Consider the following 25,306-nt stretch of genomic DNA (forward strand, 5'->3'; position numbering starts at 1 on the left):
TGGCCCGCAAACAACTTAACCACTGTTTATGAAGCCAAACATCCAACTACGTCTTCGCGTAGTCTTACTGCTTCCGGTCATGCTGCTGTGTGCCGGTATGCTTTTCGGGCAAACCCTGCAGGTGAGAGGTACCGTTACCGATGCGGTTACCGGCAAACCTGTTGAAGGGGCAGCCGTTCGTGTTAAAAACGCCAACTCCGGTACCGTTACCGATGCCGGCGGTGCATTTTCGATTACAGCCGCAAAGAACAGCCGGCTGGTGGTGAATTATGTGGGATATGATGCGATGGAAACCACGGTTACCGGCGAGCAGCATTCCTTCAGGCTCAACCCATCCGCCAACAGGCTGGAAGATGTGGTGATCACCGCGCTGGGTGTGAAAAAAGAGAAGAAACTGGTAAGCTATGCAACGCAGGAGATCAAAGGTGCAGACCTGGTAAAAGCCAGGGAGCAGAATCCTGTTGCCTCGCTTACCGGCAAGATCGCGGGTCTTACGGTGGGCATCTCTCCCGAACTGCTTGGCCGTCCGCAGGTATTGCTGCGCGGATCCAGCATTGATCTCTATGTGATCGACGGTATTCCCATCAACTCCGATACCTGGAATGTATCTCCCGACGATATCGAGAACATCACCGTACTGAAAGGTTCGGTTGCCTCGGCGCTGTATGGTTACCGCGGGCAACGCGGTGCCATCATCATCACCACCAAGAAGGGATCGAGGGACAAACGCGGATTCTCCATCGAATTCAACAGCAGCACCATGCTGGAGAAGGGATTCATTGCCTTGCCCCGCACACAGGATGAATACGGTCCCGGCGACCACGGTAAATATGCATTCGTAGACGGAAAAGGCGGTGGCCTGAACGATGGTGACTACGATGTATGGGGACCCAAATTTGAAGGACAGCTGATACCGCAGTACGACAGTCCGGTGGACCCCGTTACAGGCGTTCGCAAAGGCACACCCTGGACGGCGCGCGGAAAAGACAATCTGAAAAGATTTATCCGCCCGGGTTTGCTCGCCACCAATAACATCGCTGTTTCATCGAGCACAGACAAATACGATATCCGTATGTCTATGTCGCATACCTACCAGCGGGGTATCGTACCCAATACCCAGCTGAACATTACCAATTTCAATATCAACACCGGTTACCGTTTTTCGGATAACCTGAAACTGGATGGGCAGCTCAATTACAATCGCCAGTACACACCCAATTTTCCTGATGTGAACTATGGCCCCAACAGTATGATCTATAACATTACCGTATGGGGCGGCGCCGACTGGGATATCGATGCCATGCGCAATTACTGGCAGCCCGGTAAAGAAGGCGTTCAAAGCATTTATGCAGAATACCAGCGTTACCATAACCCGTATTTCATGGTTTATGAATGGCTGCGCGGGCATTACAAAACAGATATCTACGGCTATGCATCGCTTACACAGAAGATCGGCAAACATGCCGAACTGATGGCGAGGACAGCCGTAACCACTTACGACCTGCTGCGCACGGAAAAAATGCCTTTCTCCGCACACCCCTATGGCCGCGAAGAGAACAAGGGCGACTACCGTGAAGACAAACGTTCGCTGTTCGAGAACAATACCGAGGTGATGGCGAAATACAACAATACGTTTGGTTTTGTAGGACTGAATGCATTCGTGGGAGGTAACCTGCGGAACTTCACTTATAAATCCAGTTTTGTAACCACCGATTACCTCAACGTTCCGAATGTGTACACATTTGCCAACAGCCGTAACCCCATCAAGGCGTACAGCTTTAACAGCGAAATGCGCGTGCTGAGCGGTTACTATTCTGTAGACCTTTCGCTTGGCAAATATGCCAACCTGAATACGACGGGAAGAGTGGATAAGATATCAACGCTGAACAAATCTTATTTCTATCCTTCGGTATCGGCCAATACGGTGATCTCCGATTACGTAACGCTGCCGAAAGCGATCTCGTTCCTGAAAATACGCGGATCTTATGCAAATGTGAAGAGCGCGGGTTCCAGCGTATCGTCTTATATCGGCGCCACACCCAATGCATCTTACCCGCTGGGGTATGGCAGCGAATACCAGTCGTCTTACGACGGACCAACCTATTCGCTGGTTACACCGTATAATACCGCGCTGGGCTACAACAACCAGCCTTACGCAACTTATCCCAATAACATCATCGATCCGGCCATCGCACCCGACAGCCGTTCAACGATCGAGCTGGGTCTGGATATGAAATTTCTTAAGAACAGGCTGGGGCTCGATGTGGCATTCTATTCCAACACCGACGGACCGCAGATCTATAACAAGCCACTCTCACAGACGACGGGCTACAATTCCTTTATCACCAATGCGGTGAAAAACAGGACCAATGGCCTGGAGATATCGGTCAGCGGACAGGCGATCAAAACAAAGGATTTCAGCTGGGATGTATTGCTCAACTGGAGCACCTACCGCCGCAGACTGGCGGAACTTCCCGAAGGCGTGAATGTGCTGAACACTTTTTACCGCAAGGGCGACAGGCTTGATAAGGTATATGTCGGTTCGTTTGTACGCACTCCCGATGGCGCTTTGATCAACGATGCAGGGGGCAGGCCGATCGTTAACCCGATCGCGCAGTTCAAAGGCTATGCAGATCCTGACTGGGTTTGGGGCCTGAACAACCGTTTTAACTATAAGAACTTCAGTTTATCGTTCCAGTTCGACGGAAGGGTAGGCGGCATCATGGAGGACTATGTGCGTAAACAGACGTTCCGCGGCGGAAGAAACATTGAAACCGTACAGGGTAAAATGGGCGATGCGCGTTACCAGGATTACAAGGGCATCAAATCCTATATCGGCGACGGCGTTATCGTAAGCAATGCCACACCGATACAATACGATCCGGCAACAGGTGCGGTGACCAATTTCGATAAACTGCAGTTCACCACAAACAATATCCCAACCTTCCTGCAGGACTATATCAGCCGTTACAACGGCACTTCCGAGGGAAACCTGATGAGCAAGACCTATTTCAAACTCAGGGAAGTGACCATCGGGTATAGCCTGCCTGTAAGCGTATTCGGCAGGAAATCATTCGTCCGTTCTGCAAGTGTATCGCTTGTCGGCAGAAACCTGCTCTACTTTATCAAAGACGGCAATCGCTACAAAGACGTTGACATTGACCAGTATGCCGGCGGACAGACCTCGTCGGGTCTGCAAACACCGACCATGCGTCGTTACGGCATCAACATCAACCTCACATTCTAATCCTGTAAATCGATTACAACGATGAAAAAGATACTCCTTTCCACATTATTGATCGGTTCCGTTATGACGGGATGCGTGAAGAGTTTTGACGATCTGAAAAAAGACACCAACCGTCCCGTAAACGTACCGCCCTCGCTGGTGCTGAGTTCCGTGCTGAATGATTTTACCCAGCCGGCATGGTCGCTCCCGCATCGCTGGAACCAGTACAGCAACTGTAATTACAACTATTACGGCAACCAGGAATACAACTGGACCAATGTTTCGTTTAACCCATACAATACGCTGAAGAATATCGGCAAGATGGAACAGGAAGCGATAGCCGGCGGGGCTGCCGCGCAGAACCCGTACAGCGCACTGGGCAAGTTCTTCCGTGCATTCTTTTACTATGACCTGTCCATGCGTGTGGGTGACCTGCCGCTGAGCGAAGCCGTTCAGGGTCTGAACGTGGCCACACCCAAGTACGATACGCAGAAAGACGTGTTTGTACAGGTGCTCAAATGGCTGGATGATGCCAACACAGACCTGGCGCAGCTGATCACCAAGGGAACCAATACGCTGACCGGTGATTATTATTACAATAACGACCTGCGTAAATGGCAGAAGGCGATCAATGCGTTCAAACTGCGCGTACTGATTTCGCTGAGCAGGAAAGAAGCGGATACAGACCTGGCCGTAAAAACCAGGTTTGCAGCGGTGATCGCTGATCCGGATAAATACCCGCTTTTCGGCGGCATGGGCGAGAACCTGCAGTATGTGTACAACAGCACCTTCAACAAGTATCCCACCAACCCCGATAATTTCGGTTTCGATGCAACCCGGTATAATACGGCGGCCACTTACCTGAACAACCTGGTAGCGCTGCAGGACCCGAGAACTTTTGTAACGGCAGAACCCGCTGCCAAGCGTGTGGCGGCAGGCGCGGCACCCACATCGTTTGCGGCCTTCCTCGGCGCCAGCAGCGGCGAAGACCTTGCTGATATGAGCACCAAGGCAGGTAACGGCGAGTATTCGTTCATCAACCGCAAACGGTATTACAGCACCTATACCGCAGAGGCCAATATCCAGATCGGATATGCGGAAATGTGTTTCAATATCGCAGAAGCTGTTAACCGTGGATGGATCAGCGGTAACGCAGAAAGCTGGTACCGCAAAGGCATCGACGCCTCTATCGGTTTCTATGGCATCGTTAACGGAAACAATACCGTGTACTTCCAGAAACCCGGCGGTACGCTGAACGATTACAACAGTTATGTGATCAGCTACGATGCGGATGCATATTATAACCAGTCTGCCGTAAAATACAATGGCAACAATGCAACAGGTCTTTCGCAGATCGTACTGCAGAAATACCTGGCTTTCTTCCAGAACAGCGGCTGGGAAGCCTACTACAACTGGCGCAGAACGGGCGTACCCGGTTTTCTTACCGGGCCGGGCACGGGCAACAGCCAGCGTGTGGCAAAAAGATTTCTTTATCCCACATCGGAACTGGCCACCAACAATGCGAACCTGAAAACCGCATTGCAGCGACAGTTCTCGAATGGCGTGGATGATATCAATGCCGATCTCTGGATCAATAAATAATTTTTATCAACAGTTGTACAGGCGGGGTCTTTTCAGGCCCTGCCTTCCTATAAAAACACCATTATGAAAAACAGGTTATTGTATACAGCATTCGTATTGACGGCAATGATCGGTGGCATTTCAGCATCCCATGCCCAGCGTGCCACTGAAAACGTGGTGATCGTAACCCTCGATGGCATGCGCTGGCAGGAACTGTTTGGCGGCGCTGACCGCGCACTGCTGCAGAACAAACAATTTACAAAAGACAGCAACGGCACCCACAAACGGTTCTGGGCGGAAGACCTGGAGGAAAGAAGAAAGAAATTGTTTCCGTTCATATGGACGGAAATTGCGGCAAAAGGGCAGATCTACGGTAACCGCCGCTACGATAACAAGGTCAACAACGCAAACAAGTACCAGTTCTCCTATCCCGGTTACAACGAAATTTTTACAGGCTATCCTGATACGGCTGTGAACTCGAACGACAAGATCCGCAATAAGAATACCAATGTGCTGGAATACCTGAATAACCAACCGGGTTTTGAAGGAAAGATCGCTGCATTTTCAACCTGGGATGTGTTTCCCTATATCTTGAACAAATGGAGAAGCGGCATTTATGTGAATGCCGATGATACGCTATCCTTTCCGGATGAAAAACTGCAGTTGCTGAACGATATGCAGTTCCTCACCACCAGGCCCATCGGCGTGCGCCCGGATATCCTTACGTATATGTCGGCGCGTGAATACCTGAAAGCCTACCGCCCCAGGGTGCTCTATATCGCGTTTGATGAAACGGACGATTTTGCGCATGGCGGTGAATACGACCAGTACCTCGGCAGCGCCTATGCGGAAGACCGGATGATCGCCGATCTGTGGAAATACCTTCAGTCGACACCGGGATACAAAGACAAGACCACGCTGATCATCACCTGCGATCATGGCCGGGGTGATAAAGACAAAAACAACTGGCGCCATCATGGAGAGAGGATCCCGGAAGCAGGACAGATATGGATCGCCGCCATAGGCCCGGATACAAAAGCAATGGGAGAGGCGAAAACAGGCGGTCAGCTTTACCAGGAGCAGCTGGCAGCAACCATTGCGGGTCTATTGGGCCACGAGTTCAGGGCAGAACACCCGGTGGCCAAACCGATCACAGCCATATACAAATAGCATGAACAGAGAGCAGATCGAGCAAACGGTGGGGGAGATCCTTGCACTCTACCGTTCTTACGGCAACGAAGATTATATAGGCGAACCGGTTTCACAGATAGAACATATGTGCCAGTGTGCGCAGCTGGCGGAGGAGGGGGGATATGATACCGATATGGTGCTCGCCGCTCTTTTCCACGATATCGGCCACCTGTGCGAACACATCATGCCCGTAGCGCATATGCAGGGTTTTGGCGTGGCGGATCATGAAAAACTGGGTGCGGACTATCTCCGGGAAAAAGGTTTCTCCGAAAAGATCGCCCGACTGGTGGCATCGCATGTGGAAGCAAAAAGATACCTCACGTACAGCGATCCCGCTTACTGCGAAAAATTATCCGCGGCAAGCAGGGAAACCCTTGCGCTGCAGGGCGGCGTGATGAATGAATCGGAAGCAAAGGCATTTGAATCGGATCCGCTGCACGGATCTTATATCACCCTGCGCAGATGGGATGAGCTTGCCAAAAAAGAGCATGTTCCGCTGCCCGATCTCACCCATTTCGGCAACCTGATGCGGGAGCATCTGCAAAACAATAACCAACCAGTATGAGAACAGACTTAGTAGTATTTGATATTGCCGGCACCACGGTAAAAGACAGCGGCAATATCACGAACGTAATGAAACAGGCTTTTACCGGTGAGGATATCGATATTCCCGAAACGGAGATAGATAAAGTGATGGGATACCGGAAAATAGAAGCGGTGAACATACTCCTGAGACAGCACGGTCTCACTGATGAACAGCAGATAGCGGAGATCGCCCATCGCGTGCACGAGCAGTTCAACAACGATATGATTGCGTTTTATGAGCGGCAGGAAGACCTGGTGCCGCTTCCGTTTGCAGAGGAATTGTTTGCATGGCTGTACGAAACCAACAGGAAAGTGGCGCTCGACACCGGCTTCCCGCGAAGCATTACCAACGCCATCCTCAAAAAACTGAACTGGCTTACCCATCCGCACATACAAGCAGTTGTCTGCAGCGATGAAGTGCCCGAGGGGAGACCGCATCCGTTCATGATACGATCGGTGATGGAGCAGTTTGGCATACAGGATGCGGCCAACGTGGTGAAAGTGGGTGATACGATGGTAGACATACTCGAGGGCAGAAATGCCGGCTGCGGCATGGTGATAGGGGTTACCACAGGCGCCTATACAAGAGAAGAACTCTCGCTGTATAAACCCGATCATATCATCGATACGCTGGAGCAGGTACCGGCGCTGCTGTCATGAGCAGGAGAATAACGATACCCGCACTCACTGCCGGCAGAAAGGACTGGTCCGTTGCGCTCTATGCATCACTGGTCACCTTTCTTACCTATGCCACCGTATACGCATTCCGTAAACCCTTTACCGTAGGAACTTTTGAAACCGAGCCGCGTGTACTGGGCATACCGTATAAGGATGCATTGGTGGTATGCCAGGTGCTGGGGTATATGTTCAGCAAATTCTATGGCATACGGTTCATAGCCGAATTGAAGAAAAGCGCAAGATCCCGCACGATCCTGTTACTGGTAATGGTATCCTGGCTGGCCCTGTTGCTGTTCGCCATCGTGCCCGCGCCCTGGAACATTCCTTTCCTGTTCATCAACGGTTTTCCCCTGGGTATGATATGGGGCGTGGTGTTCTCATTCGTAGAGGGTCGGAAAACAACCGATATGATCGGCGCATCGCTGTCGGTAAGCTTTATTTTTTCTTCCGGTTTTGTCAAGTCCGTGGCCAAATGGCTGATGGTGCAATGGAATATAACCGAGTTCTGGGTGCCTTTTGTAACAGGTCTGGTGTTTTTGCTGCCGCTGCTGCTGCTGCTGGCATTACTCGAACGCATTCCCCCGCCATCTGCATCGGATACCGAGGTAAAAATGGCGCGGCCGCCGATGGATACCGCACAGCGCAAAAAGTTCTTTGCGCGTTTCAGCACGGGTATCGTGCTGCTGGTGGTTGTATATGTGCTGCTGACCATTTTCAGGGATATACGCGATAATTTTGCGGCGGACATCTGGAAAGAACTGGGCTATGGCAACCAGCCCGAAATATTCACTTCAACCGAAATACCGATAACGCTTTTTGTTTTGCTGCTGATCAGCAGCATGATGTTTATCCGCAACAGCGCCGTTGCGTTCCGGTTAACCCACTGGATCATTCTCGCGGGTTTTGTGGTTTCGGGCCTGAGTTCTTTTTTATTCATCAGCGGATGGCTGAATGGCTATGCGTGGATGCTGCTGGCCGGACTGGGACTGTATATCGGCTATATCCCTTTTAACTGCATCCTGTTCGACCGAATGATTGCGGCGCTGGGATCGCTGGCCAATGTGGGGTTCCTGATGTACCTCGCGGATTCGTTTGGTTACCTTGGCAGCGTGGGTGTGATCATGGCAAAGACTTTTTTTCATATCCGATCGCAGTGGAGCGTATTGTACAGCAATGGCGTGGTTGTTTTTTCGCTGCTGGGGATACCGCTTACGCTGATGGCCTTATATTATTTCAACAGAAAAATTCCCAAACCACAGTTTACATGAAGCAAAAAGCGATCGTTATCGGGGCGGGTATCGCCGGTCTTGCCACAGCCAGATCGCTGGCACAGCGGGGTTATGCGGTAACTGTTATCGAAAGAGCAGGCCGGGCCTCCGGTGCATCGGTGCGTAACTTCGGCATGGTATGGCCTGTTGGCCAGCCTGCGGGCGAATTGTACGATGCGGCCAGACGTTCCGCAGAAATATGGAAAGAGATCGGCAGCGGCGGCACTATTTCCTGTACGCCTGCGGGAAGCCTGCATGTGGCCTATCAGGCAGACGAATGGGCGGTGCTGCAGGAAGTGCGCGAACGGTTCCATTCCGAGGGCCGCAATGTGCAGCTGGTTGCTGCCGAAACCATTGCCGTAAAATATCCGGTGATCAAAACAGCGGGACTGATCGGCGGACTGTATTCCGCAGAGGAACTGATCGTGGATCCGCGACAGGCTATTGCATCACTGCCCGTTTATCTCGAAGAAAAATATGCGGTGCGGTTTCTCTGGAACAGGCTGGTATCCGATATCCGCACCGGTGCGGTGAAACTGGAAAACGAATGGCTGCCGGCGGATATCGTGGTGGTATGCGGCGGACAGGATTTTGAAACGCTGTACCCTGCGTTGTACCGCGCCCTACCCATTACCAGGTGCAAACTGCAGATGATGCGTTTTGCGCCTGTTGCCGAAATCGGTGCGGCCATCTGCGGCGGGCTTTCGCTGATCCATTATGCCTCGTTTGCGGCAGCGGGATCGCTGGAAACGCTCAGGAAACGTTACCAGGCGGAACTGCCGGACTATCTTGCCGCCGGTATCCATGTGATGGTATCACAGAATACGATGGGGGAGCTGACGGTGGGTGACTCACATGAGTATGCGATGGAGGTAGACCCGTTTGACAAACCATCGGTTAACGGGCTGATCATGGATTATCTCTGCAGGTTTGCGCACTGCGAAACCTGGAAACCCATTCAGCAATGGCATGGCGTTTATCCCAAACTCACCAACGGTGCGCCCTATGTATTTGAGAACCCGGAAGAAAATACCTTTGTATTGAACGGGCTTGGCGGTGCGGGTATGACCCTTTCTTTTGGATTAACCGAAAAACTGTTTGCTTCCCTATGAAAAAAATAATGGTGCTGTTTTTTGTACTGAATGCAGTTGTTGCCGGAGCGCAGCCGGTGAAAAAAGTGTTGTTCCTGATCGCCGACGGTATTCCCGCGGATATCATCGAATCGGTTGCCCATCCGAACCTCGACAGGATCGCTTCGGCCGGCATGTATACACGTGCTTATGTGGGGGGAGAAAAAGCGGCTTATTCGCAAACCCCAACCATATCCGCGGTCAGTTACAACAGCCTGCTTACCGGCACCTGGGTGAACAAACACAATGTATGGGGAAACGATATCAGGGCCCCGAACTACCGGTATCCGACCATCTTCCGGCTTTTTAAGAACCAGTATCCCGGTGGCAAAATCGCGGTATATTCCACCTGGACAGATAACCGGACCAAACTGATCGGGGAAGGACTGCCGCAGACCGGCGGTATCAAAATGGATTGGGCGTTTGACGGGTATGAACTGGACACACTGCGTTTTCCGCACGACAGGCAGAGCCATTATATTCACCTGATCGATGAGCAGGTATCGGAAGCTGCGGCTGCATCCATCCGCCGCGATGCGCCGGATCTTTCCTGGGTATATCTTGAATACACCGATGATATGGGCCATCGTTACGGTACCGGCGAACAGTTAGCCGATGCCATCGGCAAGCTCGATAAACAGGTGGGCAGGATCTGGGATGCGATCGAGTACCGCCAGCGCTCGTTCGGGGAAGACTGGCTGCTGATCATTACCACCGACCATGGCCGCGACAGCATCACGGGCAAAGGCCATGGCGGACAATCGGCCCGCGAGCGAACCACCTGGCTGTATACCAATGCCAGGCACCCCAATGCCTACGCAAAACAATACCAGCCCGCCATCACCGATATACTGCCCACCATAGCCAGGCATCTGTCTGTTACCATCCCGGCCGAACAGCAGGCCGAGCTGGATGGCGTGGCGCTGACGGGTCCCGTGGCCATCGCCAGGCCCGCCGCCATACAGCAGCAGGATTCCATACTGGTTACCTGGAAAGCGATCGACCGGAATGGAACCGTTAAGATCCGCATTGCACAAACCAACCGGTTCAAAGACGGCGGCACGGACAGCTACCAGGAGATCGCCGAGCTGCCCGTAACAGCCGAACGGTTTGCTTTCAAGCCGCTGGAAGCGGATACTTTTTATAAGATCGTGCTGGTAACACCGGCTAATATGGTAAATACCTGGTATCCAAGGGATAAGATTCTTAAATAGCTGGATTACCGGCCGGATTTTGATAATTTCAATTTTCCTATAATTAATATTATGTTAAGTAGTATTATAACAAATGAATATACAGGGCTGAATGCCACCATCCTTTGGGGATCATACTGAACTATCATAATTATGATTTGGGACTTATCATAAAATAGGAAAATCGATCGAACTCCTCCTGAAGTCTATCCAGAAACTGGTTTTCCCGCATAGCTATATAGCCTATATAGTGCTTTACCGCTGGATCTTGATCGATTACTACTTCCATAGATTCCTTTCTGTAATTGTCTTTAAAATTGCCGTCCTTAAACCACCGGCTAAATACAATATGGCGGTGTCTTTCCCTGGAATCAGACGGATCACAGTGAAATAATAAAACAGCATCGGATCCGCAATTCCTGAAATGCCGCCCTATAATCGTAAATACTGCCGTCGGCTGATTCTTCCCGGGTAAAGGAATAGTATTTATTCACTTCATTTATTGAGGCCGACCAGCAGTCGTATAATTTTTGTTGCTCTGGCCTCGAATTTCTTACGAAGTTCTTCCTTGTTCTTGTGTAAATCCTCAAAGAAGGCGATAGCTCGGACATTGCTCGGAGAAATGATTACCTTCTTTATGGTAAATCTTGATTTGGTAATTAATAATACAAATATAGATTCAAAATTCGTCCGGTCGTTGCGCTTTTTGCTACCATATAAAAATAATATAATATATAAATGATTTAATACCATTATTTTATACTACATCATCTTTTCACTCCGCCACCAGCTGCAATATCCTTCCCGGTCCTTCCACCGAAACATAGATACTGCCATCGGGCGCCTGTTTGATATTGCGGACACGTCCGATATCCGTCAGTATTTTGGTTTCTTTTACCACCTTGCCGTTCCTGATCTCCAGCCTGGCCAGGTACCGGAATGCCAGCGATCCCACCAGTACATGTCCTTTCCATGCCTTGAATTTGTCGCTGGTGATCATTGCCATACCGCTTGGCGCAATGGATGGCGTCCAGGTGTGTATCGGCGGTTCTATGCCCTCCTTTGTCGGGCTTTCACTCACTGCTTTTCCATCGTAATTAATACCGTAGGATACCAGCGGCCAGCCATAATTCCTGCCGGGTTTGATGATATTGATCTCGTCGCCGCCCCTTGGTCCGTGTTCGTTTTCCCACACTTCATTGGTAGCGGTGTTGAACATCAGTCCCTGCGGATTTCTATGTCCGTATGAATACACGGTGGTCGGCGCCGTATTGCCCGGAAGCACGGGGTTATCGGGCGGCACTTTTCCGTCGCGGGTCATACGGTGTACCTTACCCCATTCCGCCTGCACGTTCTGGGCATTCATATTGGGCGAATTGGCGCCGCCGTAACTGGTGGTTCCGCCCTCACCCACGCTCAGGTACAGGTAGCCCTGGCTGTCAAAAACGATGCGGCTTCCATAGTGGTTGTACCAGGTATTGGGCGTAGCGGTTTTCAGCAGGGTTTCCATACCGGTCATCCTGTTCCCGCTTAGCTTGAAACGGATCAGCGTAAGAATACCCTGGTTTTGCGCATCCAGACCCACATAGCTGCTATACAGCCAGCCGTTGGAAGCATAGTCCGGATCAACTTTTACATCAAGCAAGCCTCCCTGTCCATTGGTATTCACCGATGGTACCCCGGTTATCTCGGTTGCGGTTCCGTTTTTGAAGCGGTACATTTTACCCGCTTTTTCTGTGAATACCAGCTCGCCGTCAGGCAGAAAATCCATACCCCATATGATCCCGCGATCGCTGAGCAGGGTGTTTACCCGAATACCCGGTTCTGCCCCCGATGGCCCCGGGGATCCGATATCGGTTGTGGACGATTTGCAGCTGAGTAACAGGGATACCACTGCGGCCATCGCGCAGCGCCCGGGGAGGATTTTCATGGCGATCGGGTTTGGATGGATAGGAAGATACGAAAAAATGCGTGAGAGGTCGGTCGGCAGTCGTGAGTTGGCGTGAGTTCATAAAAAAGCCACCAATCGGGATGATTGGCGGCTTTTTTATGCGGGGTATTTATCAATACTTTCCGTGAAGCGCGTCAAACTCTTTGAATTTGGCTTCATAAGCTTCGAACACTTTGTTGTCTTTACCCCTGGCGCGGTCTCTCTTGTACTGGTAAATATTGGCCAGGAAATCCACCGATTTACCAATCACACTTTTTTCTGTTCCGGTACGGGTTGCTTTGTCTTTCAGGATCGCATAGGATTTTTCCAGCCATTCTGCCGCTACGTCGAGGTTCTCTGAAATGGGTTTTTCCAGCGCTGTGTTGGCGGCTTTCAGGGGATCGATCTTTACTTTGAGGGCTGCTTCGGCAGCGGCTTTTTTCTTAGGGTCTTTTTCCACGGGCTTGTCGGCATTCAGTGCCTGCATGGCGCGGATATTTGCTGCGTATTTGTCATCGAGCTCCACGAACATATTGTAATAGATCACACCCACATTGAATGCGGCGAGCGCATTCTGGTTATTCTTGGCATAGGCTTTTTTGAAAGCTTCGGCGGCTTTTGCCGTAAACTCCTTATGTTTTGCTTCGTCGAGACCCGGCTCCGTCTTTGCTTTCACAAACACATCGCCAAACTGCAGGTAATACATTTCAGAAAGGGTTCCGGCGGCATCGCCTTTGTTGTAGGCTGCCAGTTTTTCGTCGAGGCTCAGGTTCTTATCCATGTAATCCACGTCAAACTCATCCCATCCTTCTTTCGGATACACTTCTCTTGCCAGCGCCAGGTATTTGTGGAACATGGCTTCGTTCTTGGTGTCGGTATAATGAACCGCCAGGAATTTATAAGCATCGATATACGTATCGCCGCCTATTTTGTTATCGGCCAGTATCGCATAATACTTGGCGGCCTGGTCGTTCTTTTTACCGTTCTGGTAGGCATAGGCGGCGTACAATACCCCTATGGTATCCATCAGCAATGACTGGGTCGTCCATTTGTTCCGGATAATGGTATTGATGTACTGGTTGCTCACATCGAAAGATTTGGCGGCATCGTCCCATTTCTTATCGTTGAACTGTTTGATACCGGCGTTAAAAGCGGTGCTGTACATGTTAAAATAACCGTCGGAGCCCTTTGCCTTGGCAACGGCCATGGTGGGATCAAGTTCCTCGTATTTACGGAATGCCGCATCGGCATCCTGCATGGCATTGGGGTATTTGGTGGCGGTGGCAGGCGTTTTGGCCAGCTCGGAATATACACGCGCTTTCCAGTACCATGCCTCGGGTTTACCGGAGAATTTAGGATCGGTCACAGACTTGTCAACCTCTGTTTTGGCATCTTCGTACCTGCCAAGCAGCGCAAACTTCTCCACATTCTTCGGGTCCTGCGCATTTGCTATCTGCAGCGTGGCAGCGCATGCGGCAAACAATAGAAATTTCTTCATAGTGGGGGTTTTAATTATCGGTTTCTGTTGTTGAATCGTTCGTATTTTCTGTTGCCTGGTCGGGTCCCGCTTCTGCAGCCGGCTGTTCTCCGGACAGGTCGCCGGTTTCGGCCTCGGCCTCTTCTTCGATCTGCGAGATCGCAGCAATTTCGTCTCCGTCGTCCAGCCTGATCAGCGTTACGCCCTGCGTGGCCCTGCCCGCTTCGCGGATATCCACGATGCCGGTGCGGATCGTGATACCCGATTTGCAGGTAATGATAAGGTCTTCGCTTTCCTTTACGTACAAAATACCGACCAAACTACCGGTTTTTTCGGTCACATGGATGGTTTTAACACCTTTACCACCCCGGTTGGTGATCCGGTACTCATCGATGGCCGTTCTTTTTCCAAAGCCTTTATCGCTTACCACCAGTACGGTTTTGGATTTGTCGTCCTTGTTAACACATATCATGCCAACCACTTCATCATTTCTGTCATCCACCTCTATACCCGCCACGCCGATGGCGCCGCGACCGGTTGCACGCACTTTGTCTTCTGGGAAACGGATCGCGCGGCCGCTTTTCACGGCCATCATGATCTCCTTGTTGCCATCGGTCATTTCCGCATGCAGCAGCTCGTCGCCTTCCACGATCGTGATCGCATTTACACCGGTGGCCCTGGGGCGACTGAAATCTTCGAGTGAGGTTTTCTTGATGATACCCTGTTTGGTACAGAGAACGATATAATGGCTCTGTACGAATTCCTTGTCGTCGAGGTTCTTTACGTCGATGATGGTTTTTACCTTGTCATCCCCGGGTATCTGTATCAGGTTCTGGATAGCCCTGCCCTTGCTTTGTTTTTCGCCTTCGGGTATCTCATATACACGCATCCAGTAACAGCGGCCTTTTTCGGTAAAGAACATCATCGTATCGTGTGTGGAAGCCACAAACAGGTGTTCCACATAGTCTTCTTCCCTTGTTTTGGAACCCACCGCTCCCCTGCCGCCGCGGCGCTGCTGGCGGTATTCGGTGGCGGATGTACGCTTGATATACCCGAGGTGTGAGATGGTGATCACCACGTTCTCCTCCTCTATCAGGTCTTCTATGCGCATTTCATCGGCCAGGTACTGGATCTCGCTCTTCCGTGCGTCGCCGAATTTCTCCTTGATCAGGGTGAGTTCGGTCTTGATCAGTTCGTACCGCAGGCTCTCGCTGTTCAGCAGGTCTGTGAGGTGTTTGATCACATCCATCAGGCCATTGAACTCCTCCACGATCTTATCGCGTTCCATACCGGTAAGACGCTGCAGACGCAGTTCCAGGATGGCTTTTGCCTGTGTTTCAGTAAGTCCTTCCTCCTGTGTGTAAAAATCAGTGGGCGCAAATACCGACTGGCTGATATACCATTTCTCCTCGCGGCTCCTGCTGATCAATGCTTCTTTTGCTTCATCCGGCGTACGGCTGGCGCGGATCAGCGCAATCACTTCGTCCAGGTGGTCGAGCGCTTTCAGGTAACCCTCCAGCACATGCGCCCTTTCGTTGGCTTTGCGCAGTTCAAAACGTGTACGGCGTGTTACCACATCCATCCTGAACTCCACAAATTCGCTGATCAGGTCTTTCAGGTTCATGATACGCGGCCTGCCCTTGCTGAGGGCCACGTTATTGATGCCGAAACTGGTCTGCAGTTCGGAATATTTATACAGCTGGTTAATGATCAGCTGCGCCACCGCATCGCGTTGTTTCAGTTCTATCACGATACGGGTGCCTTCCTTGTTACTTTCGTTGCGCACATCGGAAACCCCGTCGATCACTTTGTCTACCACCAGCTGACCGATGCGGTCTGTCAGAGCATCCCGGCTTACCTGGTAAGGCACTTCGGTGATGATGATCTGTTCGCGGCCGTTTGCCCTGGTTTCCACATGGCAACGCCCCCTTACCACTACCCTTCCGCGACCGGTGGCCATGGCGTCGCGAACGCCTTCCATACCATAGATGATGCCCCCCGTGGGGAAATCGGGCGCTTTTACATACGCCATCAGCTGGTCGATCGTGATCTCTTTGTTATCGATATAAGCGATACAGCCGTCCACCACTTCCGTCATATTATGCGGCATCATGTTGGTGGCCATGCCTACGGCAATACCGGAAGACCCGTTCACCAGCAACTGCGGGATACGGGTGGGCAATACCGTGGGCTCCTCGCGCGAGTCGTCGAAGTTGAGCTGGAAATCCACGGTCTCCTTCTCGATATCCTCGAGCATGGCTTCGGCCACCCGATGCAGTCTTGCCTCGGTATAACGCATGGCCGCGGGCGGGTCGCCGTCGGGGCTGCCAAAGTTTCCCTGTTTGTCAACCAGCACATACCGCATGGCCCATTCCTGCCCCATTCTTACCAGGGTATCGTAAATGGATTTATCGCCGTGGGGATGGTATTTACCGATCACTTCTCCGACGGTCTGCGCAGATTTGCGGAAAGGTTTGTTACTGCTGAACCCCAGTTCGTTCATTGCATACAATACGCGACGGTGAACCGGTTTGAATCCATCGCGCACATCAGGCAGGGCACGGCCAACGATCACCGACATCGAATAATCGATATAGGCGGTCTTCATCTGCTCTTCAATATTTACCTGTATGGTGCGATCGTTATCGGAGGTCTGCTCCGGTGGTAATAAGTTCTCTTCCATGTTTTGTTTTCCGTGATATCAATGGGAACATCGAACAAAAACAGGAAATTCCGGACAACCAGGCCGGGTGATTTTACCCAGGCCGGTCAACCGTTATACTCCTGTTGCGCGTTCAATTTCCGGTACGCAAAATCCCTGTTATGAGGGAGCTTGCGAAGATACCTTTTTTAGGGGGCAAAACAGGCAGAAAACAGCAGTTTTTGGGCGGGTTTTATCCACAGATGGGAATAAGGAACGAGGGAGAATTTGGGAATTGCGGATTGGGAAATGTTGAAATTTTTAATCGGCACACCCCGATTTCAAAATTTCCCAATCCCCCATCCCAAAATCTCTCTTTACCCGGTCTTCTTCACGCTGGATCCGCCGCTTTTTCCGGCGGTGGAAACGGCATTGCCCCTGTAGTACAGGTCACTTCCGCCGCTGGCGCTGCCGCTGATCTCTTTGTTAACGGTTATTTTTACGTCGCTGCCACCGCTGGTGTCCACGGTGCAGTAATTGCTGGTCATTTCATAGCCATGCACATCGCTGCCGCCGCTGGCATTGATCCGGATACTGTTTACCTGACCCGAAAGAAATACATCCGATCCCCCGCTGGCTGAAACAGACAGCGATTCCCCGTGAAAAGACCCTCGCAGATCAGATCCGCCGGAGAGATGCATGGCCAGCGTGCCTATTTTCAGATCATTTTCAAAATTCACATCCGAACCGCCGGAAGCGCTCAGGGCGTCGAGTGTTTTTACGGAGATATAGGCTTTCAGTTTGCGGTTCAGTCCCCAGCTTATGTTCCAGCCGCTGCGCGGGCGGTCGTAATACAGTTTCAGCACGCCGTTCACCACTTCGCTGTGTATTTTATCGCGGTATTCGGAAGAAGAGGCGCTCACCGCCAGTGCTTCGTCTCCGCCCTGGGTGATGTACAGGTCAATGCCATCGGATGCCTCGATCGCATGAAAATTTTTCGCGGGGCGTTTCTGCGCATTGGCATCCATCACCGTTTTCTGGCTATAGGCGGCCGTGGCGGTAAACAGCGCAGCCAGGAGCAGGATTTTTTTCATAAGTTTTGTTTTCAGGAAGAACGTGGTTGGCCAATGAAAGTTACACTAACCCGAAATTTAATCCACCGGCCTTGGTGACCGGCGGCAGTATGGCGTGATGATTGCATAAGCATTCAGTATCTTTAATACAGCTACCGATTTATGGAACCTGTCAGACATATCGTATTACTCGGCGCGGGCAAGTCTGCCACGGTGCTGATCGAATTCCTGAAAGATATTGCCACCAGGCGTAAATGGAAAGTGACGGTGGCGGACAAAGATATCTCGGTCATAGAAAAGAAGATCGGGCAGCATTCCCATATCCGGCCGTTGGCGCTGGCGATAGACAAGGAATTACAGCGGCATGCGCTGATCGAATCAGCCGACCTGGTGATTTCATTGCTGCCGCCGGCCCTGCATTTTTTGGTGGCCCAGGACTGTGTATTGTTTCGCAAACACCTGCTTACGGCTTCGTATGTAGACAACGATATGGCCGGCCTGGCCAAGGAGATCAACAAGCTGGATGTACTGTTCCTCTGCGAGATGGGGCTCGATCCCGGTATCGACCATATGAGCGCGATGCAGATGGTTGACCGCATACGTAATGCGGGTGGCCGTATACAGTCATTTGTTTCGCATTGCGGCGGCCTGGTGGCCCCGGAGAGCGATGACAATCCCTGGCATTACAAGATCAGCTGGAACCCCAAAAGCGTGGTGCTGGCCGGAAAAGCAGGCGCCACTTTCCGCGAACAGGGCGCCACCAAGACCGTAAAATACGAGCAACTGTTTAAGAACTGCCAGACGGTAACAGTGCAGGATGTGGACACGTTTACCTACTATCCCAACCGCGACTCACTCACTTATATCAGCGCTTACGGTTTGCAGGAAGTGCAGACATTTATCCGCACCACGCTGCGCCATCCCGATTTCTGCAAGGCATGGCAACTGGCGGTGGACCTGGGACTGACGGATGAAAAAAATACCATCGAAACAGACAGCATGTCTATCGGCGCATTTATCAAAGCACATTTTGACCGGAAAAAAATATCCACCGATATCCACGACGCGGTATTGAAAGCACAGTTTGATTTTATCGGTCTGAACGACGAAACGCTGATCAACAAAGGCCAGTCCTGTTCGGCCGATATCTGGCAATGGATACTTGAAAAGAAACTGGCGCTGGCCCCTGCCGATAAAGATATGATCGTGATGCTGCACGAACTGGAATACGAGATCGACGGAAAAAAACAGTCGCTCAAAAGCGAACTCGTTGTCAAAGGCCAGGACAGCCTGCATACGGCCATGGCGCGTACCGTAGGGCTTCCCCTGGGCATTGCCGCGGTATTGGTACTGGATGAAAAGATCAAACAAACGGGTTTGCACACACCCACCGTTCCGGGTATTTACGAACCGGTGCTTGCCGAACTGGTAAAGCATGGGATCGCGTTCAGGGAAATAGAGCCTTAGGGATAATTGTTGGATTGCCGATTGGCGATTGCCGATTTTTTTGATTGAATATCTGGTTCAGTTTTTCTTTTTCTTCTTTTCCTTTTTTGGTTTTGTCTGCCGGGATTGTTTGGGGGCCGCGGTGTCTTCCGTTTTTCCCTGCAGCACCCATTCGTAGTCGAGCTGTCTTTTGTCGAGGTTGGCGGCCACCACCCGGATGGTCACTTTGTCGCCCATGCGGAATGTGCGGCCGCTTCTTCTGCCCACCAGACTGTAATCGGATTCTACGAGACGAAAATCGTCGTAATCGGAAAGACTGATCACGTTAACCAGTCCCTCGCATTTGTGTGCCACCGTTTCCACCCAGAAACCGAAACTGGCCACGCCGCTGATCACGCCATCGAATATTTCGCCGATATGACCCTGCAGAAACTCCACCTGTTTGTATTTGTTGCCGGCGCGTTCGCATTCCATGGCAGCGCGCTCGCGTTCGCTGCTGTGTTTGCATTTCTCCTCCATTTTTTTGTCGATAACGGTATGTCCGTCCAGCATCGATTGCAATACACGGTGTACCAGCACATCGGGATAGCGGCGTATGGGAGAGGTAAAATGGCAATAATATTCAAATGCAAGTCCGTAGTGGCCAATATTCTCTGTGGTATAAATGGCTTTGGCCATGGTGCGTATGCCCAGCTGTTCCAGCACCTGCTGTTCGGGCCGGCCCTCAACGGCAGTAAGCAGTTCGTTAAAACTGCGTGCAATGGTTTCGGGCGAGCTGGTATCGAACTGGTGCCCGTGTTTTTTGGCGAATACCACAAAAGGCGCCAGTTTTTCCTCATCGGGCTGGTCGTGTACCCGGTACGGGAAGGGGATCGGTTTTTTGGCGGTCTTGTCCTTGGCCACATGCTCGGCAACCGTTCGATTTGCCAGCAGCATAAACTCTTCGATCAGCTGGTGCGATTCCTTGCTTTCCTTTACAACGATGCCGATGGGTTTGCCTTTTTCATCCAGTTTAAAACGCACTTCCTGTGAAGAGAAATTGATGGCGCCCTTGCTGAAGCGGTTCCGGCGCAGGCGCTGGGCCAACCCATTCAGAAAGAGTATCTCCTCTGCATGCAGTCCCTCTCCCGATTCTATGATCTGCTGTACGTCTTCGTAGGTATACCGATGGTCCGAATGGATCACCGTTTTGCCAAGCCAGTATTGTTTGATATCGCCTTTTCCGTTCATGTGGAAAACAGCGGAGAAAGTGAATTTGTCTTCGTGCGGCCGCAGCGAGCAGAGCTCGTTGGAGATCTTCTCGGGCAGCATCGGGTTTACGCGATCGGGCAGGTAAACCGATGTGGCCCGTTTATACCCTTCCTTATCCAGTTCGGTTTCGGGTTCCACATAATAGCTTACATCCGCTATGTGCACACCTATTTCGTACAGACCGTTTTTCAGTTCGCGTATGGAGATCGCATCGTCAAAATCCTTTGCGTCCACCGGGTCAATGGTAAAGGTGAGCATGTTACGGAAATCCTTTCGCCTGCCGATCTCCTGGTGCGAAAGCACTTCGGGCAGTCTTGCGGCTTCTTCCATCACGTCGTCGGGAAAAGAAAGCGGGAAGCCGGCTTCTGCCAGCAGTTCCTTCATCGCCGCATCGTTCTCGTCTTCCGGCTGCATGATGCTTACCACGGTACCCACCGGTTTTTTATCCTCCCTCTCCCATTTTACCAGTCTTGCCACCACCCTGTCGCGGTTCTTCGCGCCATGCAGTTCTTCCAACGGAATAAACAGATCGGGCATCGGTTTATCGGTATCGGGAACAAAAAAAGCAAAGTGTGCCGACAGCTGTATGGTTCCCACGAATTCGGTCTGTTTTCTCTCCACCACTTCTGTGATACGACCTTCTTTTTTGCCCGTTCGCATATTCTCCTTGACAAGTTTCACGCGAACGGTGTCGCCGTTGAGTGCATTTCCCATATCGCTCTGCCGCACCAAAACATCGCTGGCTGAACCGGCCACAACTACATAACCGATGCCGGAGCGGGTTACTTCCAGTTTTCCTTTCAGTACATGCGACTGTACCGACCGGGTTTGTTTTTTTGCGGTATGCTTGGTTTTTTTTCTGCTCATGGTCGTTGCATTAACGTGAAGTTCCAGATGAACCCGAATACAAGTTCGTTGAACTTATCTCCTTCATCAAATAAAAAATAGTGCCGGATGGGTAATACATATATGGGCAGGCTGGCCAGTTGATCCGAAAACTTCATCAGGCGCATGGCATCCTTTTCGGTGGTAAGGATGAGTTTTTGTTCTGCCTGTATTTCGCTGTACCGTTTGCGAACATCGTTTAGATCGTCGATGGAAAAGATATGGTGGTCCGAATAATCCTGCTGGTAATAGGTATGGGCTTTCTCGTGCAGGTATTCTTTCAGTGGTTTGGGGTTGGCGATACCGCATACCAGCAGCACTTCATCCTCGGTGGTCAGTTTACGCTCTGCCTGCCGGTCGTTGATATGATAGGGCGTTCCGTATTCGATGGTGGTAAAAAATACCCGCTGCGTAACTGTTGGGTTCAGGCTGCGGATGGTTTTCTGCTTGGCCTCGGCCGACAGGTCATACGGACATTTGGTAACAATGATCACCTGCGCTCTTTTGGCAGACGACCATTGATCGCGCAGGTCGCCGGTGGGTAAAAAAAAATCGTGCGGGTACAGGTTGCTGTACTCGGTAAGCAGGATATTGAACCCCGCTTTTACCATGCGGTGCTGGAATGCGTCGTCGAGGATGATGGCCTGCAGATCGGGCACATCCTGCAGCAGGTGTGGTATGCCTACGATGCGCTCTTCGCAAACGGCCACGGAAATATCGGGGTGCTTGGTATGAAACTGCATGGGTTCATCGCCGATATCCAGTGCCGTGGTATGCTGGCCGGCCAGCACATAGGCTTTTGTTTTGCGTTTGTACCCCCGGCTCAGGGTGGCCAGTCTGAAATGCGGTTTCAGCAGTTCGATCAGGTATTCCACCATCGGCGATTTACCGGTACCGCCCACGGCCAGGTTGCCTACACAGATAACGGGAAAATTAAAGGAGGCGGATTTGAGGTAGCGTTTATCGTACATCCAGTTCCGGACAAAAATGATACATCCGTAAATGATCGCCACAGGCAGTAACAGAACACGGAAAGATTTGAGGAAGAGCGTGTTAAAATTCATAAATCTGTTGCGGTGTGATGCAGTAGTGCAAAGGTACATCAAATTGATGGGTGTCACTGATCGCGTCTACCGGTTCAAAATACGAGAACCCGATCGTGGTAACGGTTTCGCTGCAACGTGCAAGGTACCTGTCGTAAAATCCTTTTCCATACCCCACGCGTTGCCCGTTCTTATCGCATACCAGCATGGGAACAAACGCCAGGTCAATCTCCAGGGGATCGACGGCCATGCCCGATCTGGGTTCTGTGATGCCCCATTCATTGGTTACATAAACGGTGTCCTCATCTATCAGCAGCGCTTCCATGGTAGCTGTTCCGGGGTTGATTTTGGGATACACCGTCTGCAGACCCGGCACCATATGCCGCAGGTAGCCCGAAAACAAATGGGTGTTCGGCTCGGCTGTTGCAGGCATGGGCCAGTAGGTGAACAATACGCGTATATCGCTGTAATCCATCTGCTGAAAACGCAGCAGCAACAGGTCGTCGTACCGCAGCCTCTCGCGGTCGTGCACCTGCATGCGTTTATCCCGGTACTGTTTTCTGAGTTCCTGTTTGGTCATGCAATAACAGCTTGTAAGGTTCCGGAAAGTTTTGCGGCTTCCGCTGCAATCAACCCGCGGTCAAAACCGCTTAATTTCGGAATGCTGCCCAGCGAGGGATACCCGCTCCAGCCAACGATCTCCGCTTCGTACGAAAGATAGTCGTCGTTAAATATCCAGCCCGCCACATCCAGCTGCTGCGCGCGGCACCAGGCCGCGGTAAGCAGGGAATGATTGATACTGCCCAGATAATTCCTGCTTACGATCACCAGTCTTGCCTGCAGCGACCTGACCAGATCGGCAACAAATAAGGTATCGCTGAACGGCACCAGCAATCCGCCCGCGCCTTCGATCACCAGTGGCCTGTCACCCGCCGCCTGCTGCAGGGCGGCTGCCTGCTGCAGGATCGTTCTTTCATCGATCGCAATCCCGTCCATCCTGGCAGCGATATGCGGCGAAGCAGGGGTATGCAGCCGATATAGTTCATCGTGCACCACGGTAAACGGGTTAGAGACCAAGGCCCTTACCCTTTCCGCATCGGTTCCCTCGGCAAAACCGGCCTGTACGGGTTTCCAGTAATCTGCCTGCAAGGCCTCTGTAACGATGGCGGAGACCACTGTTTTACCTACATCGGTACCGATACCTGTTATAAAAATGGATTGTTTGATGGCAGGTGGTTTGGGGTTATTGGTTTGCCGGCCGGGTGAAGAAAGAGAACAGGGTGCTGCCGTAATTACGGGTAAAACCGAAGCCTTCGAATGTTTCGTACCGGTTGCGCGGCGTATGTTCCAGCACAAAAAAACCACCCTTGCGGATCATCTGTCTGGCAACGATGATCTTTGGCAGTTCGTCTATCGTGCCCAGTGCATACGGCGGACCTGCAAAAATAAAATTAAACTCCTCCGCGCTGCTGTTGAGATAGGCGAATACATCCATTTTGAGCAACCGGCAGTTTTCTGCACCCAGCGCGTCGATGTTCTTTTTGATGAACGCATGCATGGCATTGTCTTTTTCCACAATGGTCAGGTCTGCGGCTCCGCGCGAGGCCAGTTCATAACTGATGGCACCTGTTCCGCCAAACAGATCGAGGGTTTTGACACCGGTGAAATCGATACGGTTCTGCAGTATATTGAACAGTCCTTCTTTGGCAATATCGGTTGTGGGTCTTGTGTAGGGCATATTTGCCGGCGGCTGTATCCTTCTCCCACCCCATTTTCCTGAAATGATCCTCATATGGCCAGGTTAATCAGGGGCGTGAAATAATACGAAGGGTATTCCGTTAAACCGGCCAGCAGCGAGCCGGGGTCTGTTGCCGGTACCTGGCAACTGATCTCTCCAAACAATTTACCCAGCCGGGTTGCATTCAGGAAACCTTCTTCCATCCTGCCGGTAATTTCGAGATAGGCGCTGTTCTTCGGCACCGGAAACTGCTGCAATACGCTTATGAGGTAGTACAGTATGTCTTCTGCCGTTCTGTAGGAAAAATGCCTGATCAGCAGCAGGCGGCCATCCCTGATCAGCGAAAGCACGCACACATCGCGGTATACCTGCAGGTGCAGGAGATGCGCAGGCAGGTCCGTTCTTGCCAGCAGTTTGTTCAGGATACCCGAATACACATGCCGCGGTTTGTACAGCACGTATTGCCTGCCCACCAGATCGTGCAGGTTCCTGTCTATATGGTAGGCCGTTACCTGCTCTCCGTTGGCCAGCGCATCGTGCATGGTATCGTGGTGATAGCGTTCGCCGAATACCAGCGCCAGGTAGTCAGCTGCCGCCGCAGGATCGAATTTCTGCGCGGGCACCACCAGCGCTTCTTCGGAAAGATAATAGCAGGTCACCTCCCGGTAATTACGATTGAGTATGCGGGATCCGGCAAGCAATTCCCCGAAAGTTTTTTCCCATTCCTCCTCTGTCGAAAACAATTCGAGTCCCGACAGAGCGCCGTTTTCGGTGCATACGCAGGCTACTTCGGAAGGACAGAACTCAAGCAACAGCCTGGCATCCTGCGAAGCCTCCATGGCCGGTTCATTATAATATCCTGCAAGCTTTTTTATCATGTGGGTGATTACAACTGCAATGATAAAAAAGTTTGTTGTATGAATGCCCGTTTCCCGCGTCTGTTTTACCAGATCTTTCAGCGCCGCGGGTG

20 protein-coding genes are annotated in these 25,306 nt (G+C 51.5%); 9 read left to right on the top strand and 11 right to left on the bottom strand.

Annotated features, from left to right (window positions below; all coding sequences use genetic code 11):
• The first annotated feature begins 28 nt into the window (after positions 1–28).
• The 8 genes from GWC94_RS06455 to GWC94_RS06490 all read left to right on the top strand — a co-directional run bounded on the left by GWC94_RS06455 (position 29) and on the right by GWC94_RS06490 (position 10,873).
• The gene (locus GWC94_RS06455; RefSeq protein WP_161834207.1) at positions 29–3,247 is read left to right on the top strand and encodes a SusC/RagA family TonB-linked outer membrane protein; all 3,219 of its coding nucleotides are present in this window, start codon (positions 29–31) and stop codon (positions 3,245–3,247) included.
• Positions 3,248–3,268: 21 nt separating this feature from the next.
• The gene (locus GWC94_RS06460; protein ID WP_161834208.1) at positions 3,269–4,828 is read left to right on the top strand and encodes a SusD/RagB family nutrient-binding outer membrane lipoprotein; all 1,560 of its coding nucleotides are present in this window, start codon (positions 3,269–3,271) and stop codon (positions 4,826–4,828) included.
• Positions 4,829–4,891: 63 nt separating this feature from the next.
• Entirely contained in the window at positions 4,892–5,977 is a 1,086-nt protein-coding gene (locus GWC94_RS06465; RefSeq protein ID WP_161834209.1) for an alkaline phosphatase family protein, read from the top strand.
• Position 5,978: 1 nt separating this feature from the next.
• Complete coding sequence (locus GWC94_RS06470) at positions 5,979–6,563, top strand: phosphonate degradation HD-domain oxygenase (RefSeq protein ID WP_161834210.1); 585 nt, start codon at positions 5,979–5,981, stop codon at positions 6,561–6,563.
• Positions 6,560–7,243 carry an HAD family hydrolase gene (locus GWC94_RS06475; protein ID WP_161834211.1) on the top strand — a complete coding sequence of 228 codons (684 nt, stop codon included), beginning with the start codon at positions 6,560–6,562 and terminating at the stop codon, positions 7,241–7,243. Before GWC94_RS06470 ends, GWC94_RS06475 begins: the two co-directional genes overlap by 4 nt.
• Positions 7,240–8,529, top strand: coding sequence for a DUF5690 family protein (locus GWC94_RS06480; RefSeq protein WP_161834212.1), 1,290 nt, complete (start codon positions 7,240–7,242; stop codon positions 8,527–8,529). Before GWC94_RS06475 ends, GWC94_RS06480 begins: the two co-directional genes overlap by 4 nt.
• The gene (locus tag GWC94_RS06485; protein WP_161834213.1) at positions 8,526–9,641 is read left to right on the top strand and encodes a TIGR03364 family FAD-dependent oxidoreductase; all 1,116 of its coding nucleotides are present in this window, start codon (positions 8,526–8,528) and stop codon (positions 9,639–9,641) included. Before GWC94_RS06480 ends, GWC94_RS06485 begins: the two co-directional genes overlap by 4 nt.
• Positions 9,638–10,873, top strand: a complete 1,236-nt coding sequence (locus GWC94_RS06490; protein WP_161834214.1) for an alkaline phosphatase family protein — start codon at positions 9,638–9,640, stop codon at positions 10,871–10,873. The genes GWC94_RS06485 and GWC94_RS06490 overlap by 4 nt, the downstream gene beginning before the upstream one ends.
• A 130-nt stretch (positions 10,874–11,003) precedes the next feature.
• Here the strand turns inward: GWC94_RS06490 and GWC94_RS17085 are convergent, their stop codons facing one another.
• From GWC94_RS17085 to GWC94_RS06510, 5 genes are all read right to left on the bottom strand, one after another.
• Positions 11,004–11,342, bottom strand: coding sequence for a DUF6169 family protein (locus GWC94_RS17085; RefSeq protein ID WP_394367111.1), 339 nt, complete (start codon positions 11,340–11,342; stop codon positions 11,004–11,006).
• A gap of 285 nt (positions 11,343–11,627) precedes the next feature.
• Positions 11,628–12,782, bottom strand: a complete 1,155-nt coding sequence (locus GWC94_RS06495) for a PQQ-dependent sugar dehydrogenase (RefSeq protein ID WP_161834215.1) — start codon at positions 12,780–12,782, stop codon at positions 11,628–11,630.
• A 133-nt stretch (positions 12,783–12,915) separates the two neighbouring features.
• Positions 12,916–14,280: a hypothetical protein gene (locus GWC94_RS06500; RefSeq protein ID WP_161834216.1), complete on the bottom strand. Its 1,365-nt coding sequence runs from the start codon at positions 14,278–14,280 to the stop codon at positions 12,916–12,918.
• Positions 14,281–14,290: 10 nt separating this feature from the next.
• Positions 14,291–16,942, bottom strand: coding sequence for a DNA gyrase subunit A (gyrA, locus tag GWC94_RS06505; protein WP_161834217.1), 2,652 nt, complete (start codon positions 16,940–16,942; stop codon positions 14,291–14,293).
• A 335-nt stretch (positions 16,943–17,277) separates the two neighbouring features.
• Entirely contained in the window at positions 17,278–17,994 is a 717-nt protein-coding gene (locus GWC94_RS06510) for a head GIN domain-containing protein (RefSeq protein WP_161834218.1), read from the bottom strand.
• Positions 17,995–18,135: 141 nt separating this feature from the next.
• Here GWC94_RS06510 and GWC94_RS06515 point away from each other — a divergent pair, with 141 nt between their 5' ends.
• The gene (locus GWC94_RS06515) at positions 18,136–19,440 is read left to right on the top strand and encodes a saccharopine dehydrogenase C-terminal domain-containing protein (protein WP_161834219.1); all 1,305 of its coding nucleotides are present in this window, start codon (positions 18,136–18,138) and stop codon (positions 19,438–19,440) included.
• 57 nt (positions 19,441–19,497) lie between these two features.
• Here GWC94_RS06515 and rnr read toward each other — a convergent pair whose 3' ends face one another.
• The 6 genes from rnr to GWC94_RS06545 are packed head-to-tail and all read right to left on the bottom strand — an operon-like array spanning position 19,498 to position 25,214.
• Positions 19,498–21,537, bottom strand: coding sequence for a ribonuclease R (gene rnr / locus GWC94_RS06520; protein WP_161834220.1), 2,040 nt, complete (start codon positions 21,535–21,537; stop codon positions 19,498–19,500).
• Positions 21,534–22,619, bottom strand: coding sequence for a tetraacyldisaccharide 4'-kinase (lpxK, locus tag GWC94_RS06525; RefSeq protein WP_161834221.1), 1,086 nt, complete (start codon positions 22,617–22,619; stop codon positions 21,534–21,536). Before lpxK ends, rnr begins: the two co-directional genes overlap by 4 nt.
• A complete protein-coding gene (locus tag GWC94_RS06530) occupies positions 22,609–23,178 on the bottom strand; it encodes a 5-formyltetrahydrofolate cyclo-ligase (protein ID WP_161834222.1) in 570 nt (189 codons plus the stop codon). The genes lpxK and GWC94_RS06530 overlap by 11 nt, the downstream gene beginning before the upstream one ends.
• A complete protein-coding gene (bioD, locus tag GWC94_RS06535; protein WP_161834386.1) occupies positions 23,175–23,825 on the bottom strand; it encodes a dethiobiotin synthase in 651 nt (216 codons plus the stop codon). The genes GWC94_RS06530 and bioD overlap by 4 nt, the downstream gene beginning before the upstream one ends.
• A 16-nt stretch (positions 23,826–23,841) precedes the next feature.
• On the bottom strand, positions 23,842–24,390 hold the full coding sequence (locus GWC94_RS06540; RefSeq protein WP_161834223.1) for an RsmD family RNA methyltransferase: 549 nt from the start codon (positions 24,388–24,390) through the stop codon (positions 23,842–23,844).
• On the bottom strand, positions 24,387–25,214 hold the full coding sequence (locus GWC94_RS06545; protein ID WP_161834224.1) for a DUF3822 family protein: 828 nt from the start codon (positions 25,212–25,214) through the stop codon (positions 24,387–24,389). Before GWC94_RS06545 ends, GWC94_RS06540 begins: the two co-directional genes overlap by 4 nt.
• Between the last annotated feature and the right edge of the window lie 92 nt (positions 25,215–25,306).

The organism is Sediminibacterium soli (genome assembly GCF_009939225.1).
Lineage (GTDB): Bacteria > Bacteroidota > Bacteroidia > Chitinophagales > Chitinophagaceae > Sediminibacterium > Sediminibacterium soli.